The sequence below is a fragment of the Streptomyces sp. NBRC 110028 genome, assembly GCF_001417735.1.
In the GTDB taxonomy this organism is placed as follows: domain Bacteria; phylum Actinomycetota; class Actinomycetes; order Streptomycetales; family Streptomycetaceae; genus Streptomyces.
Genome location: NZ_BBUZ01000035.1, coordinates 58133 through 76853, shown reverse-complemented (window position 1 = coordinate 76853; position 18721 = coordinate 58133). Strand labels below are relative to the sequence as shown.

13 protein-coding genes and 1 pseudogene are annotated in these 18721 nt (G+C 71.9%); 5 read left to right on the top strand and 9 right to left on the bottom strand.

All coding sequences use genetic code 11. The features are described 5' to 3' along the window. Positions 1-57: 57 nt before the first annotated feature. From ASC60_RS27760 to ASC60_RS42360, 7 genes are all read right to left on the bottom strand, one after another. Positions 58-1599 (bottom strand): AMP-binding protein, encoded by a 1542-nt coding sequence (locus ASC60_RS27760; protein ID WP_079038685.1) that lies wholly within the window; start codon positions 1597-1599, stop codon positions 58-60. Between the two features lie 50 nt (positions 1600-1649). Beyond that, positions 1650-3869 (bottom strand): aminodeoxychorismate synthase component I, encoded by a 2220-nt coding sequence (gene pabB, locus ASC60_RS27755; RefSeq protein WP_063787225.1) that lies wholly within the window; start codon positions 3867-3869, stop codon positions 1650-1652. After that, complete coding sequence (locus tag ASC60_RS27750) at positions 3857-4471, bottom strand: hypothetical protein (RefSeq protein ID WP_055555634.1); 615 nt, start codon at positions 4469-4471, stop codon at positions 3857-3859. The genes pabB and ASC60_RS27750 overlap by 13 nt, the downstream gene beginning before the upstream one ends. Positions 4472-4772: 301 nt before the next feature. Further along, complete coding sequence (gene rocD, locus ASC60_RS27745) at positions 4773-6017, bottom strand: ornithine--oxo-acid transaminase (protein ID WP_055555633.1); 1245 nt, start codon at positions 6015-6017, stop codon at positions 4773-4775. Next, on the bottom strand, positions 6017-6826 hold the full coding sequence (gene ddaH / locus ASC60_RS27740; RefSeq protein WP_055555631.1) for a dimethylargininase: 810 nt from the start codon (positions 6824-6826) through the stop codon (positions 6017-6019). The genes rocD and ddaH overlap by 1 nt, the downstream gene beginning before the upstream one ends. Positions 6827-6948: 122 nt before the next feature. Then, positions 6949-7464 carry an Lrp/AsnC family transcriptional regulator gene (locus tag ASC60_RS27735; protein WP_055555629.1) on the bottom strand — a complete coding sequence of 172 codons (516 nt, stop codon included), beginning with the start codon at positions 7462-7464 and terminating at the stop codon, positions 6949-6951. A 301-nt stretch (positions 7465-7765) separates the two neighbouring features. Then, entirely contained in the window at positions 7766-8293 is a 528-nt protein-coding gene (locus ASC60_RS42360; protein WP_055555627.1) for a hypothetical protein, read from the bottom strand. Between ASC60_RS42360 and ASC60_RS43345 the strand changes: the two genes are divergently transcribed. Then, a complete protein-coding gene (locus tag ASC60_RS43345) occupies positions 8280-8876 on the top strand; it encodes an acyl carrier protein (RefSeq protein ID WP_055555626.1) in 597 nt (198 codons plus the stop codon). The genes ASC60_RS42360 and ASC60_RS43345 overlap by 14 nt on opposite strands. 213 nt (positions 8877-9089) lie before the next feature. On the opposite strand, the gene ASC60_RS27720 is transcribed toward ASC60_RS43345, so the two are convergent. Next, positions 9090-10451 (bottom strand): Gfo/Idh/MocA family protein, encoded by a 1362-nt coding sequence (locus tag ASC60_RS27720; protein WP_055555624.1) that lies wholly within the window; start codon positions 10449-10451, stop codon positions 9090-9092. A 143-nt stretch (positions 10452-10594) separates the two neighbouring features. After that, complete coding sequence (locus ASC60_RS27715; protein ID WP_055555622.1) at positions 10595-12556, bottom strand: family 20 glycosylhydrolase; 1962 nt, start codon at positions 12554-12556, stop codon at positions 10595-10597. Positions 12557-12959: 403 nt separating this feature from the next. On the opposite strand from ASC60_RS27715, the gene ASC60_RS27710 reads away from it, so the two are divergent. The 4 genes and pseudogenes from ASC60_RS27710 to ASC60_RS27695 all read left to right on the top strand — a co-directional run bounded on the left by ASC60_RS27710 (position 12960) and on the right by ASC60_RS27695 (position 18625). After that, the gene (locus tag ASC60_RS27710) at positions 12960-15659 is read left to right on the top strand and encodes a SpoIIE family protein phosphatase/ATP-binding protein (RefSeq protein ID WP_055555620.1); all 2700 of its coding nucleotides are present in this window, start codon (positions 12960-12962) and stop codon (positions 15657-15659) included. Positions 15660-15824: 165 nt separating this feature from the next. Then, positions 15825-17504, top strand: a pseudogene (locus ASC60_RS43795) (helix-turn-helix transcriptional regulator); the annotation flags it as partial. A 17-nt stretch (positions 17505-17521) separates the two neighbouring features. Beyond that, on the top strand, positions 17522-18079 hold the full coding sequence (locus tag ASC60_RS27700) for a helix-turn-helix transcriptional regulator (protein WP_055555618.1): 558 nt from the start codon (positions 17522-17524) through the stop codon (positions 18077-18079). Between the two features lie 138 nt (positions 18080-18217). Next, entirely contained in the window at positions 18218-18625 is a 408-nt protein-coding gene (locus ASC60_RS27695; RefSeq protein WP_055555617.1) for a RidA family protein, read from the top strand. Positions 18626-18721 lie beyond the last annotated feature (96 nt).

The following is an 18721-nucleotide window of genomic DNA, read 5'->3' as shown; positions in this document are numbered from 1 at the left end:
AATCGTTCACGAGGGTGCGCGCGGGGGCGAGGTGAGGGCCGGCGGGGGCGCGGCCGGTCACCAGGCGCCGGTCCGTACGACATGGCGCCGCAGCTTGCCGGTCTGCGTCCGGGGCAGGGATGCCACCACCCGCACCGTGCGCGGCGCCTTGAACGCGGCGAGCCGCTTCCGGGCCAGCGCGATCAGATCGGCCGACAGGGCCTGTTCGTCGACCGTCCGGCCACCGGCCACGGGCGCGGCCGGCACCACGAAGGCGTGCAGCCGGGTCGCGCCGCGGCTGTCGGGGACGGCGGCCACCGCCACCTCCCGCACGGACGGGTGGTGCCGCAGCACCTCCTCGACCTCCAGCGGGGACACGGTGATCCCGCCGACCATCTCCAGGTCGTCGACCCGGCCCAGGTGCTGGTACGTGCCGTCCGGGTTGCGCCGGGCCCGGTCCCGGGTGGCGAGCCAGCCGTCGTCCGCGGGGCGGACGGAGGCCACCGTCGGCCCGCGCACCCACAGCTCGCCCTCGGCCGCCGCGTCGGCGGCGGCCTCCACCACCGTGCCGCCGCTGTCCCGCAGCTCCATCTCGAAGCGCGGCACCGGGCGGCCCAGGGTGCCAGGGGCGTTCTCCCAGACGGTGTTCGCGCAGAAGGCGTGGCCCGCCTCGGTGGAGCCGATCTGCTCCAGGACCGGGGCGCCCAGCATCTCGGCGACCCGGTCCCTCAAGCCCTGGGGCAGGCTCTCGCCCGCGCTGACGGCCGCGCGCACCGAGGCGAAGCAGGAGGTGTGGCCGGTGCCGCGCTCGTCCACCAGGGCGGCGTACGCGGACGGCACCGAGTACAGCAGGGTCACCCGGTGCCGGGCCACCAGGTCGTCGGTGAGGCCGGGCCCGGGGCGCTGCGCGCTCAGCACCGCGGACGACCCCGAGAACAGCGGGAAGACGAAGGCGTTCCCGAACCCGTAGGCGTAGAACAGCTTGGACACCGAGAACGTCACGTCGTCCGGGCCGATGTCCAGCACCTCCCGCCCCACCAGGTCGTAGTACGCCGCGACATGGCCGTGGGTGTGGGTCACCGCCTTCGGGCGGCCGGTGGTCCCCGAGGTGTACTGGACGTACAGCGGGGCGTCGGCCGTCACCGGCTCCGCCTCCCGCGCCGCGGCCGCGGCGTCGACGCCGTCCGGGTCCGTCAGGGCCGACAGCTGGTCCGCGCCGAGCCAGCGGGCGGTGTCGAAGTGGTCCTGGAGATCGGGCCCCGAGACACACAGCGCGGCCCGTGAGTCCTCGGCCATGAAGCGGTGGTCGTCGGCGGTGAGCCCGGGGTTGACCAGCACCGCCGTCGCGCCCAGCCGGGCGGTGGCCAGGAACGTGGCCACCCACATGATGCCGTCGGGCAGCGCCATCAGCACCCGGTCCCCGGCCCCCACCCCGCGGCCGGCCAGTACGGTGGCGGCGCGCGCGGCACGGTCGTGGACCTCGCCGTGGGTCCAGATCCGGTGCGCCTCCAGGAAGGCGGGGCGGCCCGACCAGCCGCACCGGTCGGCGAGCGCCGCCAGATGCGCGGCCACGTTGGCGGACACCGACGGTACGAAGACCGACGGGGCGGACAGCGGCAGCCCCGAGGCGGCGAGCGACGGGTCCGACAGGGCGGAGTCCGGGAGAGTGGTCACCGTTCCAGCTCCTTCGCGGGGGAGTCCGGCAGCGACGGGGCCGCCGCCACCAACAGGTCGTCCAGTTCACCGGCGGGCCGCTGTTCCGAGTCGTCGTACGCGCGCATCGTCGCCGCGGTCTTCAGCAGCATCTCCTCGTACTCCTCGGCCGGGTCGGAGTCGAGGACGATGGCGCCGCCCGCCCCGATGTGCATCCGGCCGCCGGTGAACACCGCGGTGCGGATCACGATGCTGAGGTCGGCCGCGCCGTTGCAGCTGAGGAAGCCGAGGACGCCGGAGTACACGCCGCGGGCCTCGGTCTCCAGCGCGTCGATGATCTCCATGGTGCGCAGCTTGGGGGCGCCGGTCATCGAGCCGCCGGGGAAGCAGGCCCGTACGCAGTCCACGGTGCTGGTGTCCTGGCGCAGCCGGCCGCGCACGGTGGACACCAGCTGGTGCACGGTGGCGTACGACTCGGTGTTCATCAGCCGCGGCACATAGACACTGCCCGGCTTGCACACCCGTCCCAGGTCGTTGCGGAGCAGGTCGACGATCATCAGGTTCTCGGCCCGGGGCTTGGTGCTGGTGGCGAGGGCGGCCAGCGCCCGGGCGTCCTTGTCGGCGTCCCCCGAACGCGGCGCCGTGCCCTTGATCGGCTTGGCCTCGGCGATGCCGTCCGGGGTGACGCGCAGGAAGCGCTCGGGGGAGGCGCACGCCACGTCCGTGTCGCCGAACCGCAGATAGGCGGCGTACGGGGCCGGGTTGCAGCGGCGCAGCGTCCGGTAGAAGGTGTACGAGTCGCTGGGGGCGGGCAGCCACGCGGAGTTGGTGAGGCAGACCTCGTAGCTCACCCCGGCCCGCAGCTCGCGCAGGCTCGCCTCGATCGAGGCCAGGTACGCCTCCCGGTCCCGCACCAGCCAGGGTTCGACGGCGGCCGTGGTGGTGAGCGGCGGCGGCGCGGGCAGGGGCTCGGTCTGCGCCGGGACCCCGGTGAGCACGGTCACGGTCGCGTCGAGCCACTCCTTGGCCTCGCGGTGGCCGTCGGCGGTGTCCTCGCTCAGGCAGCAGATGTAGGTGACGCTCTCCTGGTGGTCGACCGCGACGAAGCGGTCGGCGAACAGCCAGCAGGCGTCCGGGGTGGCGGCCTCGTGCCGGCCCGGGGCGCCGCAGTCGGCCTTCATCTCGTAGCCGAGGTAGCCGACGTAGCCGCCGGTGAAGTCGAAGGGCAGGTCGGGGGCGTGGACCCGGCGGGCCGCCAGCTCCCGCTTGAGATAGTCGAAGACGCTGCCCTCGTAGGTGGCGGCGGGCCGCCCGGGGCGCTCGATCTCGCACACCTGGGTGGCGGTGTCGTAGGCCACGAACTCGGCCAGCGGCCCCCGTCCGTCGCCGAGGAAGGAGAAGCGCGCCTCGCCGGACTGGGTCCGCGCGCTGTCCAGCCAGAACGCCCGCGGCGCGTCCGCGTACAGCCGGGTGAAGGCCGCCTCGGTGTCGGTCGCGTCGGCGAGCCAGCGGGCGTGCAGCCGGTACGAGCGGGCCTGCGTGCCGTCCGCGGCCGGGACGCTCGCCGCCACCGGCTTCTTCGGGCGCGGGGCGCGGGGCTTGCGGGGCTCGTCGGGAGAGGCGGTGGACGTCACGGACTCGCCGTTGGCGTGCTCGATGGTCAGATCGCGGAAGTTGCTGAACATCCGGTGGCCGTATCCGGTGAGCACCGACTCCGGGTGGAACTGCACGCCCCACAGCGGGCGGGCCCGGTGCCGCAGCCCCATCAGGACGCCGTCCTCGGACCAGGCGATGCCCTGCAGGCCCAGCGGCAGCGGTTCGGCCACGCACAGCGAGTGGTAGCGAACGGCCGTGAAGTCCTGGGGAAGACCACGGAAGATGCCGCGCCCGCCGTGCTTGATCCGGGAGAGATGGCCGTGCCGCGGCTCGGGGGCGGGCACCACCCGTGCCTGGGCGCCGAGCGCGATGCCCTGGTGGCCCAGGCACACGCCCAGCACCGGAATCGTGGCCCGCTCGATCAGCCGGGCGGCGCCGGCGAAGTCACGGGCGTCGGCCGGATGTCCGGGGCCGGGGGAGACCACGATGTTGTCGAACTCGGAGAGGTCGATGTCCGCGCATTCGGGCGCGTCATTGAGAAGCACCTCCGGTTCCTCACCGTTGACCTCGGTGAGCAGATGGAAGAGGTTGTACGTGTACGAGTCGTAATTATCGACGAGGAGCGTCCTCAGCGATTCCATCCGGATTTGCCTCCTTGCTTCGGGCCGTCCATCGCCATGCGCCTGTGACGTCCTCGGATCGACTGAAGCGGCGGGTAGAGCCACTTCTTGAGGAGTCGCTGCAGGCGCGGCATGACGAGCCAGGTCACCATCGCGGTCACGCCAAGACACAGAGCCAGGGTCCGCAGCAGGAAATTGGCGCCGTCCAGGAACGGGATCACCAGCACGTTGAACATGAGGACCGGGGGGAACACCGCGCCCAGGTTCACCAGCCAGAGTTTCCATTTGGGGGGCGGCGGCAGTGGCCGCACCGGACCCTTCAACCAGTTCTGCAGTCCCGAGGTGCGCTGGGTTCCCTTTTCTTGTACGAAGGGTCCGGCCCGAGTCGCCAACCGGGCGCGCTCGAGCGAGGATTCCCATCCCTGTGCGGATACTTCCCTGTCGAATCGGTAGATGACATGCCATTCCGAGGACAGTCGGCCGGAGCCCATCACGCCGCCCCCCAGATATCCCGGAAGACGTGCCGCGGCATTGAGCATCTCAATCGCCCAGCCATAGAACTCGGTTTCGCGGCCGGGGTCCACCCGGTATGCGGCCGTCACCGTGACCGGTTCCGTGTCCACTCCAGCCGCAACTCCTTCCCGCACCCTGCACGCTCGCCTTCTCAACCCATGCTGACCTGCAAGGACTTCATGTTCTTCGCCAGCTCTTCCCAGCGAGTTGACAGGAAGTGTTCCACATCGGGAGATCCGCAACAGTCGAATGCTCAACAACGTACATAAAAGGGCCGTGACCTGCGCGTTATCTACGCTTCGAAGGCTTCGGTCGGGGTGCGGAAAAGAATCTCGGAGACGGATTGAACACAACGAAGCGCCGGGCCGTATGGAACGTAATGCGGCCCGGCGCTTCAATCCTCGGCTCGCGTCAGCCGAGTACCTTCTCCAGTGACGCCAGCGACGCCTCCAGCTCCTCCCGTGTGATGGTCAGCGGCGGTGCCAGCCGGATCGTCGAACCGTGGGTGTCCTTGACCAGGACGCCCTCGCCCAGCAGCCGCATCCCGATCTCGCGCCCGGTGCCCAGCGCGGGATCCACATCGACCCCGGCCCACAGACCGCGGCAGCGGTGCGCCGTCACGCCCTTGCCGTGCAGCGCGCTCAGCCCGGCGTCCAGCACCCGTCCCAGCTCGGCGGCGCGGGCCTGGAACTCCCCGGTGCCCAGCAGGTCCACCACGGCCGACCCGACGGCGGCGGCCAGCGGATTGCCGCCGAAGGTGGAGCCGTGCTCGCCGGGGCGCAGCACGCCCATCACCGCGCGGTCGGCGACCACGGCGGAGACCGGCACGATGCCGCCGCCCAGCGCCTTGCCGAGCAGCAGCACATCCGGCCGCACCGCCTCGTGGTCGACCGCGAGGGTGGTGCCGGTGCGGCCCAGGCCGGACTGGATCTCGTCGGCGATGAACAGCGCCCCGGCCCGCCGGGTGAGTTCACGCACCCCCGTCAGATAGCCGTCGTCCGGAATGAGCACGCCCGCCTCGCCCTGGATGGGCTCGATCAGCACGGCGGCCGTGGTCTCGTCGACCGCCGCCTCCAGCGCGGCGAGATCGTTGTACGGGACGACGCGGAAGCCCGGGGCGAACGGGCCGAACCCCTCGCGGGCCACCGGGTCGCTGGAGAATCCCACGATCGTCGTCGTGCGGCCGTGGAAGTTGCCGTCGGCCACCACGATCGTCGCCTGGTCCGGTGCGACGCCCTTGACCTCGTACGCCCATTTGCGGGCCAGCTTGATGCCGCTTTCCACCGCCTCCGCGCCGGTGTTCATCGGCAGCACCGTCTCCAGGCCGGTGAGTCGTGCCAGCCCCTCGGCGAATCCGGCGAGCTTGTCGTTGTGGAAGGCGCGCGAGGTGAGGGTGAGCCGGTCGAGCTGGCGGTGGGCGGCCTCGACGAGCGCCGGGTGGCGGTGGCCGAAGTTGAGGGCCGAATAGCCCGCCAGCATGTCGAGGTAGCGGCGGCCCTCGACGTCCCACACCCAGACGCCCTCGGCGCGGGACACCACCACCGGCAGCGGATGGTAATTGTGGGCGAGCGAGGACTCCTCGGCGCGGATCAGCTCACCGGAGGAGCGCGCGGGACGGGCCGCGGCGGACGGGGCGGTGCGTGCGGATGCGGTCATCAGCGGATCTCCTGAGTGCAGCACTTGATGCCCCCGCCGGCCTTGTGCAGCTCCGACAGGTCGACGGGGACGGGAACGTAACCGCGGGCGGTGAGCTTGCCGATGAGGCCGGTCGCGCGCGGGGCGACGAACACATGACGGCCGTCGGAGACGGAGTTGAGCCCGAAGGCCATGGCGTCGTCCCGGGTGGCGATCAGCGCGTCCGGGAAGAGGCGCTCCAGGACCTCACGGCTGCCCGGGGAGAACGCCCCCGGGTAGTAGGCGATGTTCTCGTCGTCGAGCGTGAACAGGGCGGTGTCCAGGTGGTAGAAGTACGGGTCCACCAGCAGCAGGCTGATCACCGGCACCCCGAAGAACTCCTGCACCTCCTGGTGGGCGGCGCGCGTCGTACGGAATCCGGTGCCGGCCAGGACGAACCGGCCGGCGGGCACGAGATCGCCCTCGCCCTCGCACACCGCCTCCGGCGGGTGCACCTCGAATCCGGCGGCCTTGAACCAGGAGGTGTAGGCGAGCTGCTCGGGCCGGCGCTGGGGCGCGTGGAACCGGGAGCCGAAGACCCGGCCCTGAAGGACCAGGGCCGAGTTCGCCGCGAACACCATGTCCGGCAGGCCCGGCACCGGCTCGGCGGTCTCCACCCGGTGGCCGTGGTCGGAAAAGGCGCGGATCAGCGTCTCCCACTGGGTGCGGGCGAGCGCGGTGTCGACCACGGTGTCCTCGCGCATCCAGGGATTGATGGCGTACCGGACGTCGAAAAAGCTGGGGGGACAGGTCAGATAGCGCCGGGGGCGCGGCACACGGGTCTGGGGCACGGAGCAGTCCTCTCGCTTCCCAAGGGCGACCGGGGAATGATTCAACGGTAGAAAGCGGACGAGAGGGGACACAAGAAAGGAAAATTGCGCGATGGTGCAGGGATGTTGCGTCTCGGGCCGGTTCAGCGATTGTTCATTGCGTCCAGCGCGCCGGACGGCGCGGCGGCGGGGCTGGCGCTTGCCTCGGCGCTGCCCGCGATCAGATGCGACAGCACCATGTAGCTGATGGTCCTGGCGATGAAGGGTTCGGTCCGGATGCGCTCCAGCACCTCCTCGAAGTGCTCCACATCGGTGGCCATCACGTGCAGCAGGGCGTCGGCGCCCCCGGTCACCGTCATGGCCGCGGTGATCTCCGGGTAGGTGCGCACCACTTCCGCCAGCCGCCGCGGCGGGGCCGCGCTGTCGCAGTACACCTCCACGTACGCCTCGGTCCGCCAGCCCAGGGCGGCCGGGCGCACGGTCGTGGTGAAGCCGGTGATCACGTCGTTCTCCCGCATCCGGTCGACCCGCCGCTTGACCGCGGACGCCGACAGCCCGACCGTGGCGCCGATCTCCGTGAAACTCGCCCTGGCGTTCGCCACCAGAGCCGCGACGATCTTGCGGTCCAGGTCGTCGAACGGTGCGGACTGGTTCGCCATGAGGGGTCCTTTCGGCGGCCGGTGATGAACAGTCGAAACGACGTACCGATGAGATGCCCGCGAACCGCTGTGCTTTCCCCGGCTTCCCTCCGCTTTCCCTCGTTTTCGGAAAGCTTCCGCAAAGAGGGGGCGTGCGCGGGGACACGAGGCCCGATAGCGGAGCCGTGGCGTGCCCCGGGCGCCGGGCGTACGAATCCGGGCACCGTACCTTCCGTATCCACCTTGTTGATACGGCACAACCTTCCGACGGTCCCTACCGCGGCGTAGCGTCTTCTGTTCCGTAATCGTTTCCGAACGGTGATCAGGTGGTCGTCATGACAGCTATTATCAGCTTCAGGAGAGCGCGGTGAAAAGACCGCGGGACGCGGTGGTCACCGGTGTGGGTTTCTGCCTGCCGGGCGACACCGGGCCTGTATTCACCGCGGGACAGGTATGGGATATCGCCTCCCACGGCCGCTCCGTCCTCGTACAGCGGGACATCGCCTACGGTGCGGTGAACCTCACCCCAGAGCATTTCGCGGAACGGCTCCCCGAAATCCCCGAGTTCTTCTCCCGCCACTGCACCGACGCCCACCGCTTCGGCCTGGTGTCCCTGGTCGAGGCCTGCACCGACGCCGAACTCGACCTCCAGGCCGGGGACTTGGCCGAGGCGGCCCTCCTCGTCGGCCGCGGCGGAGTGGACACCAACGTCGGTGTGTACCTCTCGCTGCTGAACACCCGGTCCGACGAGGCCACCGTGCTCGACGGCGTGGAGATGTTCGTCGCCGCCGCACTCGGCGCGACCCCCTCCGACGTCGCGGTCGTCCAGGCCCGCGGTGGCCCGCTCCACCGGCCCCTGCTACACGGTGGCCTGCGGCTGCTCGTCCGCCGCCGTACAGATCGGCAACGCCCGCAGGCTCATCGCCACCGGCGAGGTCGAGATGGCCGCCGTCACCGGAGTCGACGTCTTCGACGTCGGCCTGATCCGGCAGGGCCAGCGGCTGCACGTGGGCGCGCAGCGCGCCCACGAGGCGATGGACGCCGCCGCCATGCCCGGCCTCGCCCCGCCGGAGGAGATCGCCGCCGGCTCGGCGACGAACAACCTGCCCCGGACCCCGCCGGGGCTCGCCCGCCGCGCCGCCCTGGAGGCGTATCTGACCGGCCACATCCGGGTCGTCCTGCGGCTGAGCAGCACCACCCTCGACCCGCAGACCCCGCTGAGGTCCCTCGGGTTCGACTCGCTGCTCGCCATGGAGCTGCGGGGACGCCTGGAAACCGGCCTGAACATCAAGCTCGCCGGAAACTTCGTCTGGCAGCACCCGACCGTGGCGGCCCTCGCCGTCGGCCTCGCCCAGCACGTGGGCCTGGAACTGACCGCCCAGCAGGAACGATTGAGCGCCTACTGTAGGTGCGCTGTCCGGGCACGTTGGTGACGGGCGACGCGCCACGGTGGCCTTTCGCGCAGGTCAGCGAGGTGTCCAGCCGCCGTCCACCTACAGCTCCGAGCCGGTGACGAAGCTCGCGTCGTCCGACGTGCAGCGCGGCGTTCTCCGTCATCAGCCGGACCGCCTCCTGGGCCGCGTGGTACGAGAACTGGGTCCCGCCGCGAGCGCTTGCCGCTCGTCCGTCCAGCCGTGTGCCCGTGCTCATACCGGCACCACCTCCGCCGTGGCCACCGGCTTTCCGGTGACAAACGATTCATTCGCGGCCAGACCTGTGATCAGCGCCAGCGCCCCGTCCGCCTCGGTGGCCCGCTGCCGCGACGCGTCGGAGCGGTCCGTGGTGGCGGGCGTCCCGGTGTCCGCCGCCGGGTCCAGGGGCCCGTACAGCGCCGTCAGCATGCGTTCGTCCCCGCCGCCGTGTCCCGCGTGGTCGAACGCGGGCAGCTCCACCTCCCGGGGCGGCTCCCACAGCGGGCGCAGCACCACCCGGGGACCGCCCGCGTTGGCGAGCGCCTCGTCGCCGTGGAGGGTTCCCCGGCCGGAGGCGGTGCCCAGCACGCGCGGCTGCCAGCGGCTCTCCTCCACCTCCAGCTCCAGCCGGCCGCGGGTGCCGTTGAACATCACCCGGTAGCCCTCCCACGGGGAGTACGCCGTCAGGTGGTACGTCATGGTGGCGCCGGTGTCGTAGCGCACCAGCAGCGACATGTCGTCCTCGATGGTGATGCCGTCGCCGAACACATTGCGGTCCCGGTGGTAGCCGTCCGCCCCCTCGGCGTCGAGGTACAGCGAGCGCAGCGCGTCGTTGTCGGCCAGTTCCAGCGCGAACGGGTCGTCCCTCGCGGCGGCCGCGCCGTGGGCCCGCTCGTACTCGCGGCGGTAACCGCTGCGCTCGCCCGCCTCGCGGCCGTAGAAGCCGAGCCTGCCGTAGCCGAAGACCTCCTGCGGCCGGGCCCCCAGCCACCAGTTGACCAGGTCGAAGTGGTGGCTGGACTTGTGCACCATCAGCCCGCCGCTGTGCTGTTTCTCGCGGTGCCAGCGGCGGAAGTAGTCGGCGCCGTGCCGGGTGTCCAGCAGCCATTCGAAGTGCACCGACAGCACCTCGCCGATGGCGCCCGAGGACAGCTGCCGGTGTACTTCCTCGTGCACCGGGTTGAAGCGGTAGTTGAAGGCCACCGCCAGATGGTTGCCGGTCTCCTCGACGGTTTCGAGGATGCGGCGGCACTTGGCGGCATCGGTGGTCATCGGCTTCTCGGTGACCACCCGGCAACCGGCCCGCAGCGCGGGCACGATGTAGGCGTCGTGCAGCGCGTCCACGCAGGTCACGACCACTTCCTGGATGTCGTCCGCACGCAGCCGGCGCTCGAACTCCTCCGGGCCCCAGGCCGCCGCCTCCGGCTCACCGGCCTCCTTCAGCAGCCGCTGGTGGTGGGCGATGCGCACCGGGTTGGGGTCGCACAGCGCGGCCACCCGCAGCCCGGGACGGCGGGCCAGTGCCGTGGTGAACATCTGCGCACGGGATCCGGTGCCCACCACCACGGCCCGGGAGGGAGTGTTGCCGACGGTCATGGGTCCTCCGTAGGAAGTCGATCAACGCGTGCGCAGGATAGGCCCGCTCCGTGGCCCACCACCACGGGTCCGACACCATGCGGACACCCGCCCCGGCCGTCGTGGTCAGCGCGTGGCACCGCCGGAGGAACACCCCGCCCGGCTCAGCCGCGGCCCCGAGGCGGCGGGGCGGCGGCCACCGGGCGCAGCGTGGCCGCGGCCTGCTCATCCGGCGGTTGCTGCACCGCGGCCCCGTCGGCGGCGCGCCGCGCGAGGCCGAGCTGGGAGATGGCGTTGACCAGCCGCACCCCCGTCCCGGTGCCGGTCAGCTGCCACCGCTGGGTGCGGGCCGTGGCGGAACACGTCTGCGTGGTGACCGTGGCGCCCGCCTCCAGCGGGGCGCCCAGGTAGCGGGCTCCCTTCACCATGTCCAGGCAGTAGGCGGTGGCCGTGTCCGCCCGCACGGCGCGGAGCGTGTAGTAGCCGTCCTCGGTGGCCGACAGCTTCCACGCCGCGCCGCCGTCGTCCCCGAACCGCGCGGTGGCGCCCTCGCCACCGCCCGTGGTGGTCAGCCGGGTCGCGGAGCCGGACAGGGTGAGGGCGTACGTACCGTCCTTCACCGGCAGCCGTACGGTGTTCTCCCAGCCGGGCGCGTGGCCGATGTCCCGGGCGAGCGCGCTGAAACCGTCGTACGTGGCGGCCGGTTTCGGGCCGCCCCAGGTGGCCTGGGCGAGGAAGCGCAACGGCAGATACGCCTCCGTCTCGACCTCGTTCTCGGTCTGGGCCGCCGCCGAGTCCGGCCACATGGTGATCTTCGCCCCGCTGACGCCCGGCTGGGGGCCGCTCAGCGTCTCGCCCTCGAAGCGCAGCGGTGTCCAGTCGCTCTCGTACAGCTCCCGCGTCTTCATGGGGGAGCCGCCGCGGATGAGGTAGAGCGCGTAGGCCGCGTTCATCACCCGATGGCCCTGGGCGAGCAACGCCGAGGGCGGCTGCTCGGGTTCGGCGGTCCAGTGCTCGACTCGGATGTCCTTGTTCACGGGGACGGTGTTGTCGCCGCTCAGCCCGTCGTTCCAGATGCGCAGGGTCCGCCCCACGGCGCGCACATGGTCGTCGACGCGGTTGACGAAGTCCACGAACGCGTCCTGCGGGGTGGCCCCGGCGCCGTACTTCGCCTTGGCGTACGCGGCGATCTGCGGGTAGGCGGCGTAGTCGGAGCCCAGCATGTATTCGTCCGCGCCCATGTGCCAGTACGGGGTGTCCCATACGGTCAGCGCCTCGTCCAGCAGCCCGGTGTAGAAGGAGAACGCCTCGGGCCGGGTGATGTCCAGCCGCGACGGCGACCGGATCCCCTTGGTGTCCGCGAGCTGGAGCTCGGGGTGGTTCTGCAGATACGGGTCGATGTGCCCGGGGGAGTTGATCTCCGGTACGAGGGTGATGTGGTACTTCCGGGCCATCGCCGACAGCCGCCGCACCTCGTCCTTGGTGTAGTAGCCCCAGAACGTGGTCTTCGGGTAGTCGTCGCTGGCCACCTTCGCCTCGATCCACAGCTGGTTCAGCTTCAGATACGCCATCTCGCGCATCAGCCGCTCGAACCAGTCCGGGGAGACGTGGATGTAGCAGGCGCACACGCCCACCCCGCGCTCGGCGTAGCGCGGCACGTCGACCGCCCTGCCGTGCGGCAGCTCGCGCCCGCCGCCCAGCATCTGCAGCACGGTCCGGGTCCCCAGGAACGCCCCGGCGGCCGTGGCCCCGGTGATCCGTACGGTGTCGCCGACGATCAGTTCGTAGCCCTCGGCGCCCAGTTCCTCACGGGACGCGTCCACACCCAGCACCACATCGCCCGCCGCGCCGCCACCGCCGGTCACCACGGACAGCCGCAGCCCCGTCGCGTCGGCCACATCGCCGGCGAACGTCGCGGCGTCACCGCGCAGCTCCGCCGTCCGCGCGACCACCGCCGCCGTGGCGGCCAGCCGCAGTGTGCCCGCCTGCCCGGTCCACCGCACCGGCGCCGGTATCAGACCCGGTACGGTCGCGGCGTGCCCGGCGGCCGCCGCCGGACCGGATGACACGGCCGGTATCAGCAGGGCCAGCGCCGCCAGGACGACGGCCCCCACCGTGGCCCTCATCCGGATCCGGTGTCCGCGATGCCGCGTTCTTCCGTGATGTCGCGTTCGTCTGTGATGAGGGGGCCGTCTGTGATGAGGGGTCGACAACGGCACTCGCCTCCATGCTCACCGGGCCCCGCCCGCGGACGGCGGCCATGATCGGACAACAGGTGGTGCGGGTGCCGGACGGCCACGGGAGTCACGGCCCGGCGGCAGGGTCCTTCCCCTCCCTCCGGCCTTCTGAACCGCTACGCGAAGCCACCGGGGTTCAGCGGAGCGTGATGGGAACGTATGAACCGCCCGGTCCGGGGTACTGTCTCGTTCCAGCCACTCACGTCCCGGCGGCGTGAGGTGTTAGGAATAGGGGGTGATCGGATTTTTCGGTCGATCGAAGCACTCCCCGCCAGTCCGGACGCGGGGGCGCTTGCGCTCCCTGCTCGGCGTGCGCAGCATCGCCGGACAGGTGTTTGCCGTCCAGGCGGTCGTCGTCGTCCTGCTCATCGCCGCGGCGACGCTGGCGCTCGTACTGCAGGCGCGCAACGACAGCGAGCAGGAGGCCGTCAACCGGTCCACCGCCGTGGCCCAGGCCTTCGCCGGCTCTCCGGGCACAGCGGAGGCCATGACGGCCCGCAACCCGACCGCCGTGCTCCAGCCCCGGGCCGAGCAGGTCCGTAAGCGGGCGGGCCTGGACTTCGTCGTCGCGGCGAACACCAAGGGCGTCCGGTATACCCATCCGCTGCCGCAGCAGATCGGCAAGCAGCTGGTCGCCGACTACAGGCCCGCGCTGCGCGGCAAGGTCGTCACGGAGACCGTGCAGGGCCCCCTCGGCAAGGAAGTGCAGGCCACGGTCCCGATCCGAAAGGCCGACGGCACGGTCGTCGGCGTGATCTGCGCCGGGATGACCGCCCACGACGTCGGCGGCCGCGTCACCCGCCAGATGCCGCTGGTGATCGGCGCGGCCGGAGGCGCGCTCGCCCTCGCCACCGCCGGTACCGCCCTGGTGGGCCGGCGGCTACGGCGCCAGACCCACGGCCTGGGCCCGGCCCAGATGACCCGCATGTACGAGCACCACGACGCCGTGCTGCACTCCGTCCGCGAGGGCGTGCTCATCGTCGACGGTCACGGCCACCTCGTCCTCGTCAACGACGAGGCGCGCCGGCTGCTCGACCTGCCCCCGGACGCCGAGGGCCGCCACGTCGGCGAGCTGGGCCTCGAACCGCGCACCGCCGCGCTGCTGTCCTCCGGCCGCGTGGCCACCGACGAGGTGCATCTCGCGGGGGACCGGCTGCTGGCCGTCAACCAGCGCTCCACCCAGTGGAACGGCGGCCTCCCCGGCAGCGTCGCCACCCTCCGTGACACCACCGAGCTGCGTGCGCTGTCCGGCCAGGCCGAGGTGGCGGAGAAGCGGCTGCGGCTGCTGTACGACTCGGGCGCGAAGATCGGCACCACGCTCGACATCGCCCGCACCACCGAGGAGCTGACCCGGTTCGCGGTGCCGTGGTTCGCCGACTTCGCCACCGTCGACCTGGTGGACCCGGTGTTGCGCGGCGACGAGCCGGTGGGCGACGCCATGTGCCGTACGGCCACCTTCGGCATCCGCAACGACCACCCGCTGTGGCGGGTCGGCAAGCGGACGACCTATGTGCGCGGCGCACCGCAGGCGCTCGGCTTCGGCGCCGGGCGGCCGGTGCTCGACGCCGACATCCGGGACTTCGCCGGATGGCAGGAGCAGGACCCCGAGCAGGCCGTCCGGATCGTCGAATACGGCATCCACTCGATGATCACCATTCCGCTGCGCGCCCGCGATGTCACCCTGGGCATCGCCACCTTCTGGCGTTCGGAGAAGTCCGAGCCCTTCGACCAGGAGGACGTGGCCCTCGCCGAGGAGCTGGTCGCCCGCGCCGCCGTCGCCATCGACAACGCCCGCCGCTTCACCCGCGAGCACTCCATGGCCGTCACCCTCCAGCGCAGCCTGCTGCCGCAGGGCCTGCCCGAACAGGACGCCCTGGAGGTGGCGCACCGCTACCTGCCCGCCCAGGCCGGTGTCGGCGGCGACTGGTTCGACGTCATCCCGCTGCCCGGCGCCCGGGTCGCCCTGGTCGTCGGCGACGTTGTCGGCCACGGGCTGCACGCCGCCGCCACCATGGGGCGGCTGCGTACCGCCGTGCACAACTTCTCCACCCTGGACCTGCCGCCGGACGAAATCCTCAGCCACCTCGACGAGCTGGTCACCCGCTTCGATCAGGACCAGGCCACCGCGGACACCGACGCCGCGCCGATCAGCGGCGCCACCTGCCTGTACGCGATCTACGACCCGGTCTCCGGCCGCTGCACCATGGCCCGGGCGGGCCACCCGGGCCCTGCCCTGACCTACCCCGACGGCACCGTCACCTTCCCCGAGGTCTCCCTCGCCCCGCCGCTCGGCCTCGGCGGTGAGCCCATCGAGACGACCGAGATGCTGCTCCCCGAGGGGAGCCGGCTGGCCCTGTACACCGACGGTCTGGTCGAGGACCGCGACCGCGACCGGGACACCGGTCTGCGCCTGCTGCGCAGCACCCTGGAAGCACATCCCGGGCGCGGCCCCGAGGAGATCTGCCGGGCCGTCTTCAAGGCGATGACCTCCTCGCACCCGAGAGACGACATCGCCCTCCTCGTCGCCAGCACCCACCTCCTGGACCCCGACTCCGTCGCCGAGTGGGACGTCCCCTCCGACCCCGCCGCCGTCGCCGGAATCCGCGGCGAGGCGGCCCGCCGACTGGCCGGATGGGGGCTCGAGGAGAGCGGCTTCACCACCGAACTCATCCTCAGCGAACTGATCACCAACGCCATCCGCTACGGCTCCGGCCCCATCACCGTGCGCCTCGTCCGCGACCGCAGCCTCATCTGCGAGGTCTCCGACGGCAGCAGCACCTCCCCGCACCTGCGCCGCGCCGCCTCCACCGACGAGGGCGGCCGGGGCCTGTTCCTGGTGGCCCAGTTCGCCCAGCGCTGGGGCACCCGGTACACCCCCACCGGCAAGATCATCTGGGCCGAGCAGCCCCTCACCGCCACCGCCCCCGGCCCCGAGCCCACCGAGGAGGACCTGCTCGCCCAGTGGGGTGACCTGGACGACGTCTCGACGTAGCGGGTCGCTGCGCACGGCTGTCGGCGATATGTGCGCCAGAAGTCCGCCGCTGTGTATAACGGGGGCGGGAGGCGTTCCATGTCCGAGTTGTTCGACGCGATCGACGCACTGATCGCGGGCCAGTCCCCGCTGCCGCCACCGGCCGAGCGGGAGCGGCTGCGTACGGCCCACGGCCTGAGCCAGGAGCAGGTCGCCAAGGCGTTGAAGGTGCGCCGGGCGACGGTGGTCAACTGGGAGAGCGGAAAGACCGAACCCCGGCCGCCGCAACGCGAGGCGTACGCCCACTTCCTGAGCGAACTGGCCAAGCTGTACCCAGCCCCCGCTCCGACCCCGGCCCCGGCTCCGACGCCGACCCCGGCCCCGGCTCCGACGCCGACCCCGGCCCCGGCCCCGGCTCCGACGCCGGCCTCCGCCCCTGCCCCGGCTTCCGCCCCCGAGGCGCCGCGCCCCGCGTCTCCCGCGCCCCCGGCCGCCCCCGTATCTCCCCCCGCGGCACCGGTGGTTCCGCCACCCGCCGAGGAGACCGGGCCGCCCGCCGGGGAAACCGCGGAGCCCCGCCGCCCGGCCCCGCGACGGGCACCCCGGCAGACCACCGGGCGACCCGCACCGCACAAGACCCCCCCACCCCGGCCGGCACCGAACCCCGCTTCGCCAACGGGCCCCTGGCCGTCGTGGACGGCGACGGGGCCGCGTACTGCATTGGCGGCCTGATCCTGGACTGCCCACTGAAGGACATCCCGGCCCTGGTCGCCTGGGCCCTGTCCGAGGCCCGGTTGGGCGCCCCCCGGCTGCACCGCAACGGCAAGGACGCCGACCCCCTGCTCGTCCTCACCGCGTCCGCCGCCGAACGCCTCGGACTGCCCGCCGAACTGACCGACCGCCGGAATCTGCGACTGCCCGAGGACCACAAGGTGGTCAAGCAGATCACCAGGGCCAAGTGGCAGCTCACCCGCCGTGGCTTCGGCCCCTGGGCCTCGGTCTACCGCCCGGTGGAGGGCAACCGGCGCCACTGCGTCCGGTTCGCGGTCCTCCCCTGGGGCGCGCTCGACTCCCGGGCCTGGGGGAGCGCCGACCGGTTCGCCCCGGCCGAACTGGCGCGCGTACTGGGCGACTACGCCACCCGCGTCATCCCCCTTCACCCCGCACGGCAACCGCCCCGAGGGGCCCGCCTGGTACGCCACGCCGACCGTCGCGTACGCCGTGGAACTCGGCCACCAGGTCCGGCCCGCCGAGGCGTGGGTCCGCCCCGAGACCGGCCCCTACCTGGACGCCTGGTACACCCGGCTGCGCGACGCCTACATGGCCACCATGGAGCGGCTCGGCGTCGTCTCCGGCATGAGCCCGCCGGACTTCCTCGCCGCCATGGAGCGGCACAAGCAGACCGATCCCGGGCAGGTCGCCGTCCTGTCCGCCATCAAGGCCACGGTCAAGGGCGGCATCGGCAAGCTCCGCGAACGGCCCCAGGGCGCCCGCTACCGCCCCGGCGAACGCTGGCCCGCCCTGGAACGCCCCACCTGGCGCCCCGACATCCGCGCCGCCGTCATCTCCACCGCCCGGGTCAACATGCACCGCAAGATGCGCAAGCTCGCGGACACCGGGCTCTTTCCCGTAGCCGTGCTCTCGGACTGCGTCGTCTACCTCTCCGACGGCCCGAGCCCGCTGGACTTCCTGCCGCACACCCCCGACGGCAAGCCCCTGCCCGGCGGATTCCGCCTCGGGGTCTCACCCGGCATGGTCAAGCACGAGGGCACCCAGGAGTTCCTGTGGGCGGCTCAGCTCCTGGACGAGGGCCACAATCCCGCCCGCCACATCAAGGGCACCGACGCCGCGATCGACGGTGAGTAGGAGAGGGGACGAGCACGATGGGCATCATGGGCGACAGCCTCGACAAGGCCACGGAGGCCACCTTCACCCGCCCCCTCCCGAAATCCGCCCCCGCGCAGATGCGTTTCCTGGTGAAGCGGGAGAAGGGTTCCACCAGGGCGGTCGCGCGACGGCTCGGGGTGTCCCAGCGCACCGTCGAGCGGTATCTCACGGGCCAGTTCAAGCATCCGCGCAAGGACCTCGCCGCCCGCCTCGCCGAGGAGGTGCGCAAGGACTGGCAGCCCCGGGTGCGCGCCCGGGCCAGGCGGCAGGCCGCCACCGCCACCGGCATCGTCATCGAGACCCGGGCCCGCTTCGGTTTCACCGCCGCCCCCGGCTCCACCGACGACGGGCGTGTCCGCCTGATCACCCAGCATCTGCCCCCCGCCTACGCGGCCCGCCTCTTCGAAGCGCGGTCCACCGGCGCCACCGAACAGCAACTCCGGGACATCGCCGCCGAGGGGTTCCAGGAGATCTACTTCAAGGACGGCGGCCGCCGCGCGGACGGTCTCCTGGTGGAGTTCACCGACATCGACTACGTGGAGATGGACTTCTGACGGGCCCTTGAGCTGCTGGGTCACCATCAGGTTCCCGAGTCACCGAAAAGTGCGTTCTTCCATGTCAGCGGCGGCTCTCCTACGGTTCCCGAGTAACCACGAGAGACCGCGGAACCCCTGATGAGGAGAGCCGACAGCATGGCCATCACCCTGGTGAATCCCCCCGCACTGCCCACCATCGACGTCTACCGGCAGGTGTCGATCGCATCCGGGTCGAAACTGGTCTTCATCGCCGGACAGGTCGCCTGGGACGCCGAGGGGACCACGGTCGGCGAGGGCGACCTCGCGGCCCAGGTCGAGCGGTGCTACCTCAACATCGCCGCCGCCCTCGCCGAGGCCGGCGGCACCTTCGACGACGTGGCGAAGCTCAACGTCCACGTCGTCGACTGGACCCCCGACAAGATGCCGACCCTCCTGGAGGGGATCTCCCGGGCGGCCGCGAAACTGGGGGTCACCCCCGTCCCGCCCGCCACGCTGCTGGGTGTCGCGGCACTCGACGTACCCGAGCATCTCGTCGAGGTCGAGGCCACCGCGGTCCTCGACTGAGCCGGCTGTCGGTGGTCCGTCGCCGGTCCGTCGCCGGTCCGTCGCCGATGTGTCGGTGGCCGCTGGGATCTTCGACGGCAGGGCGCTCACCCCGAG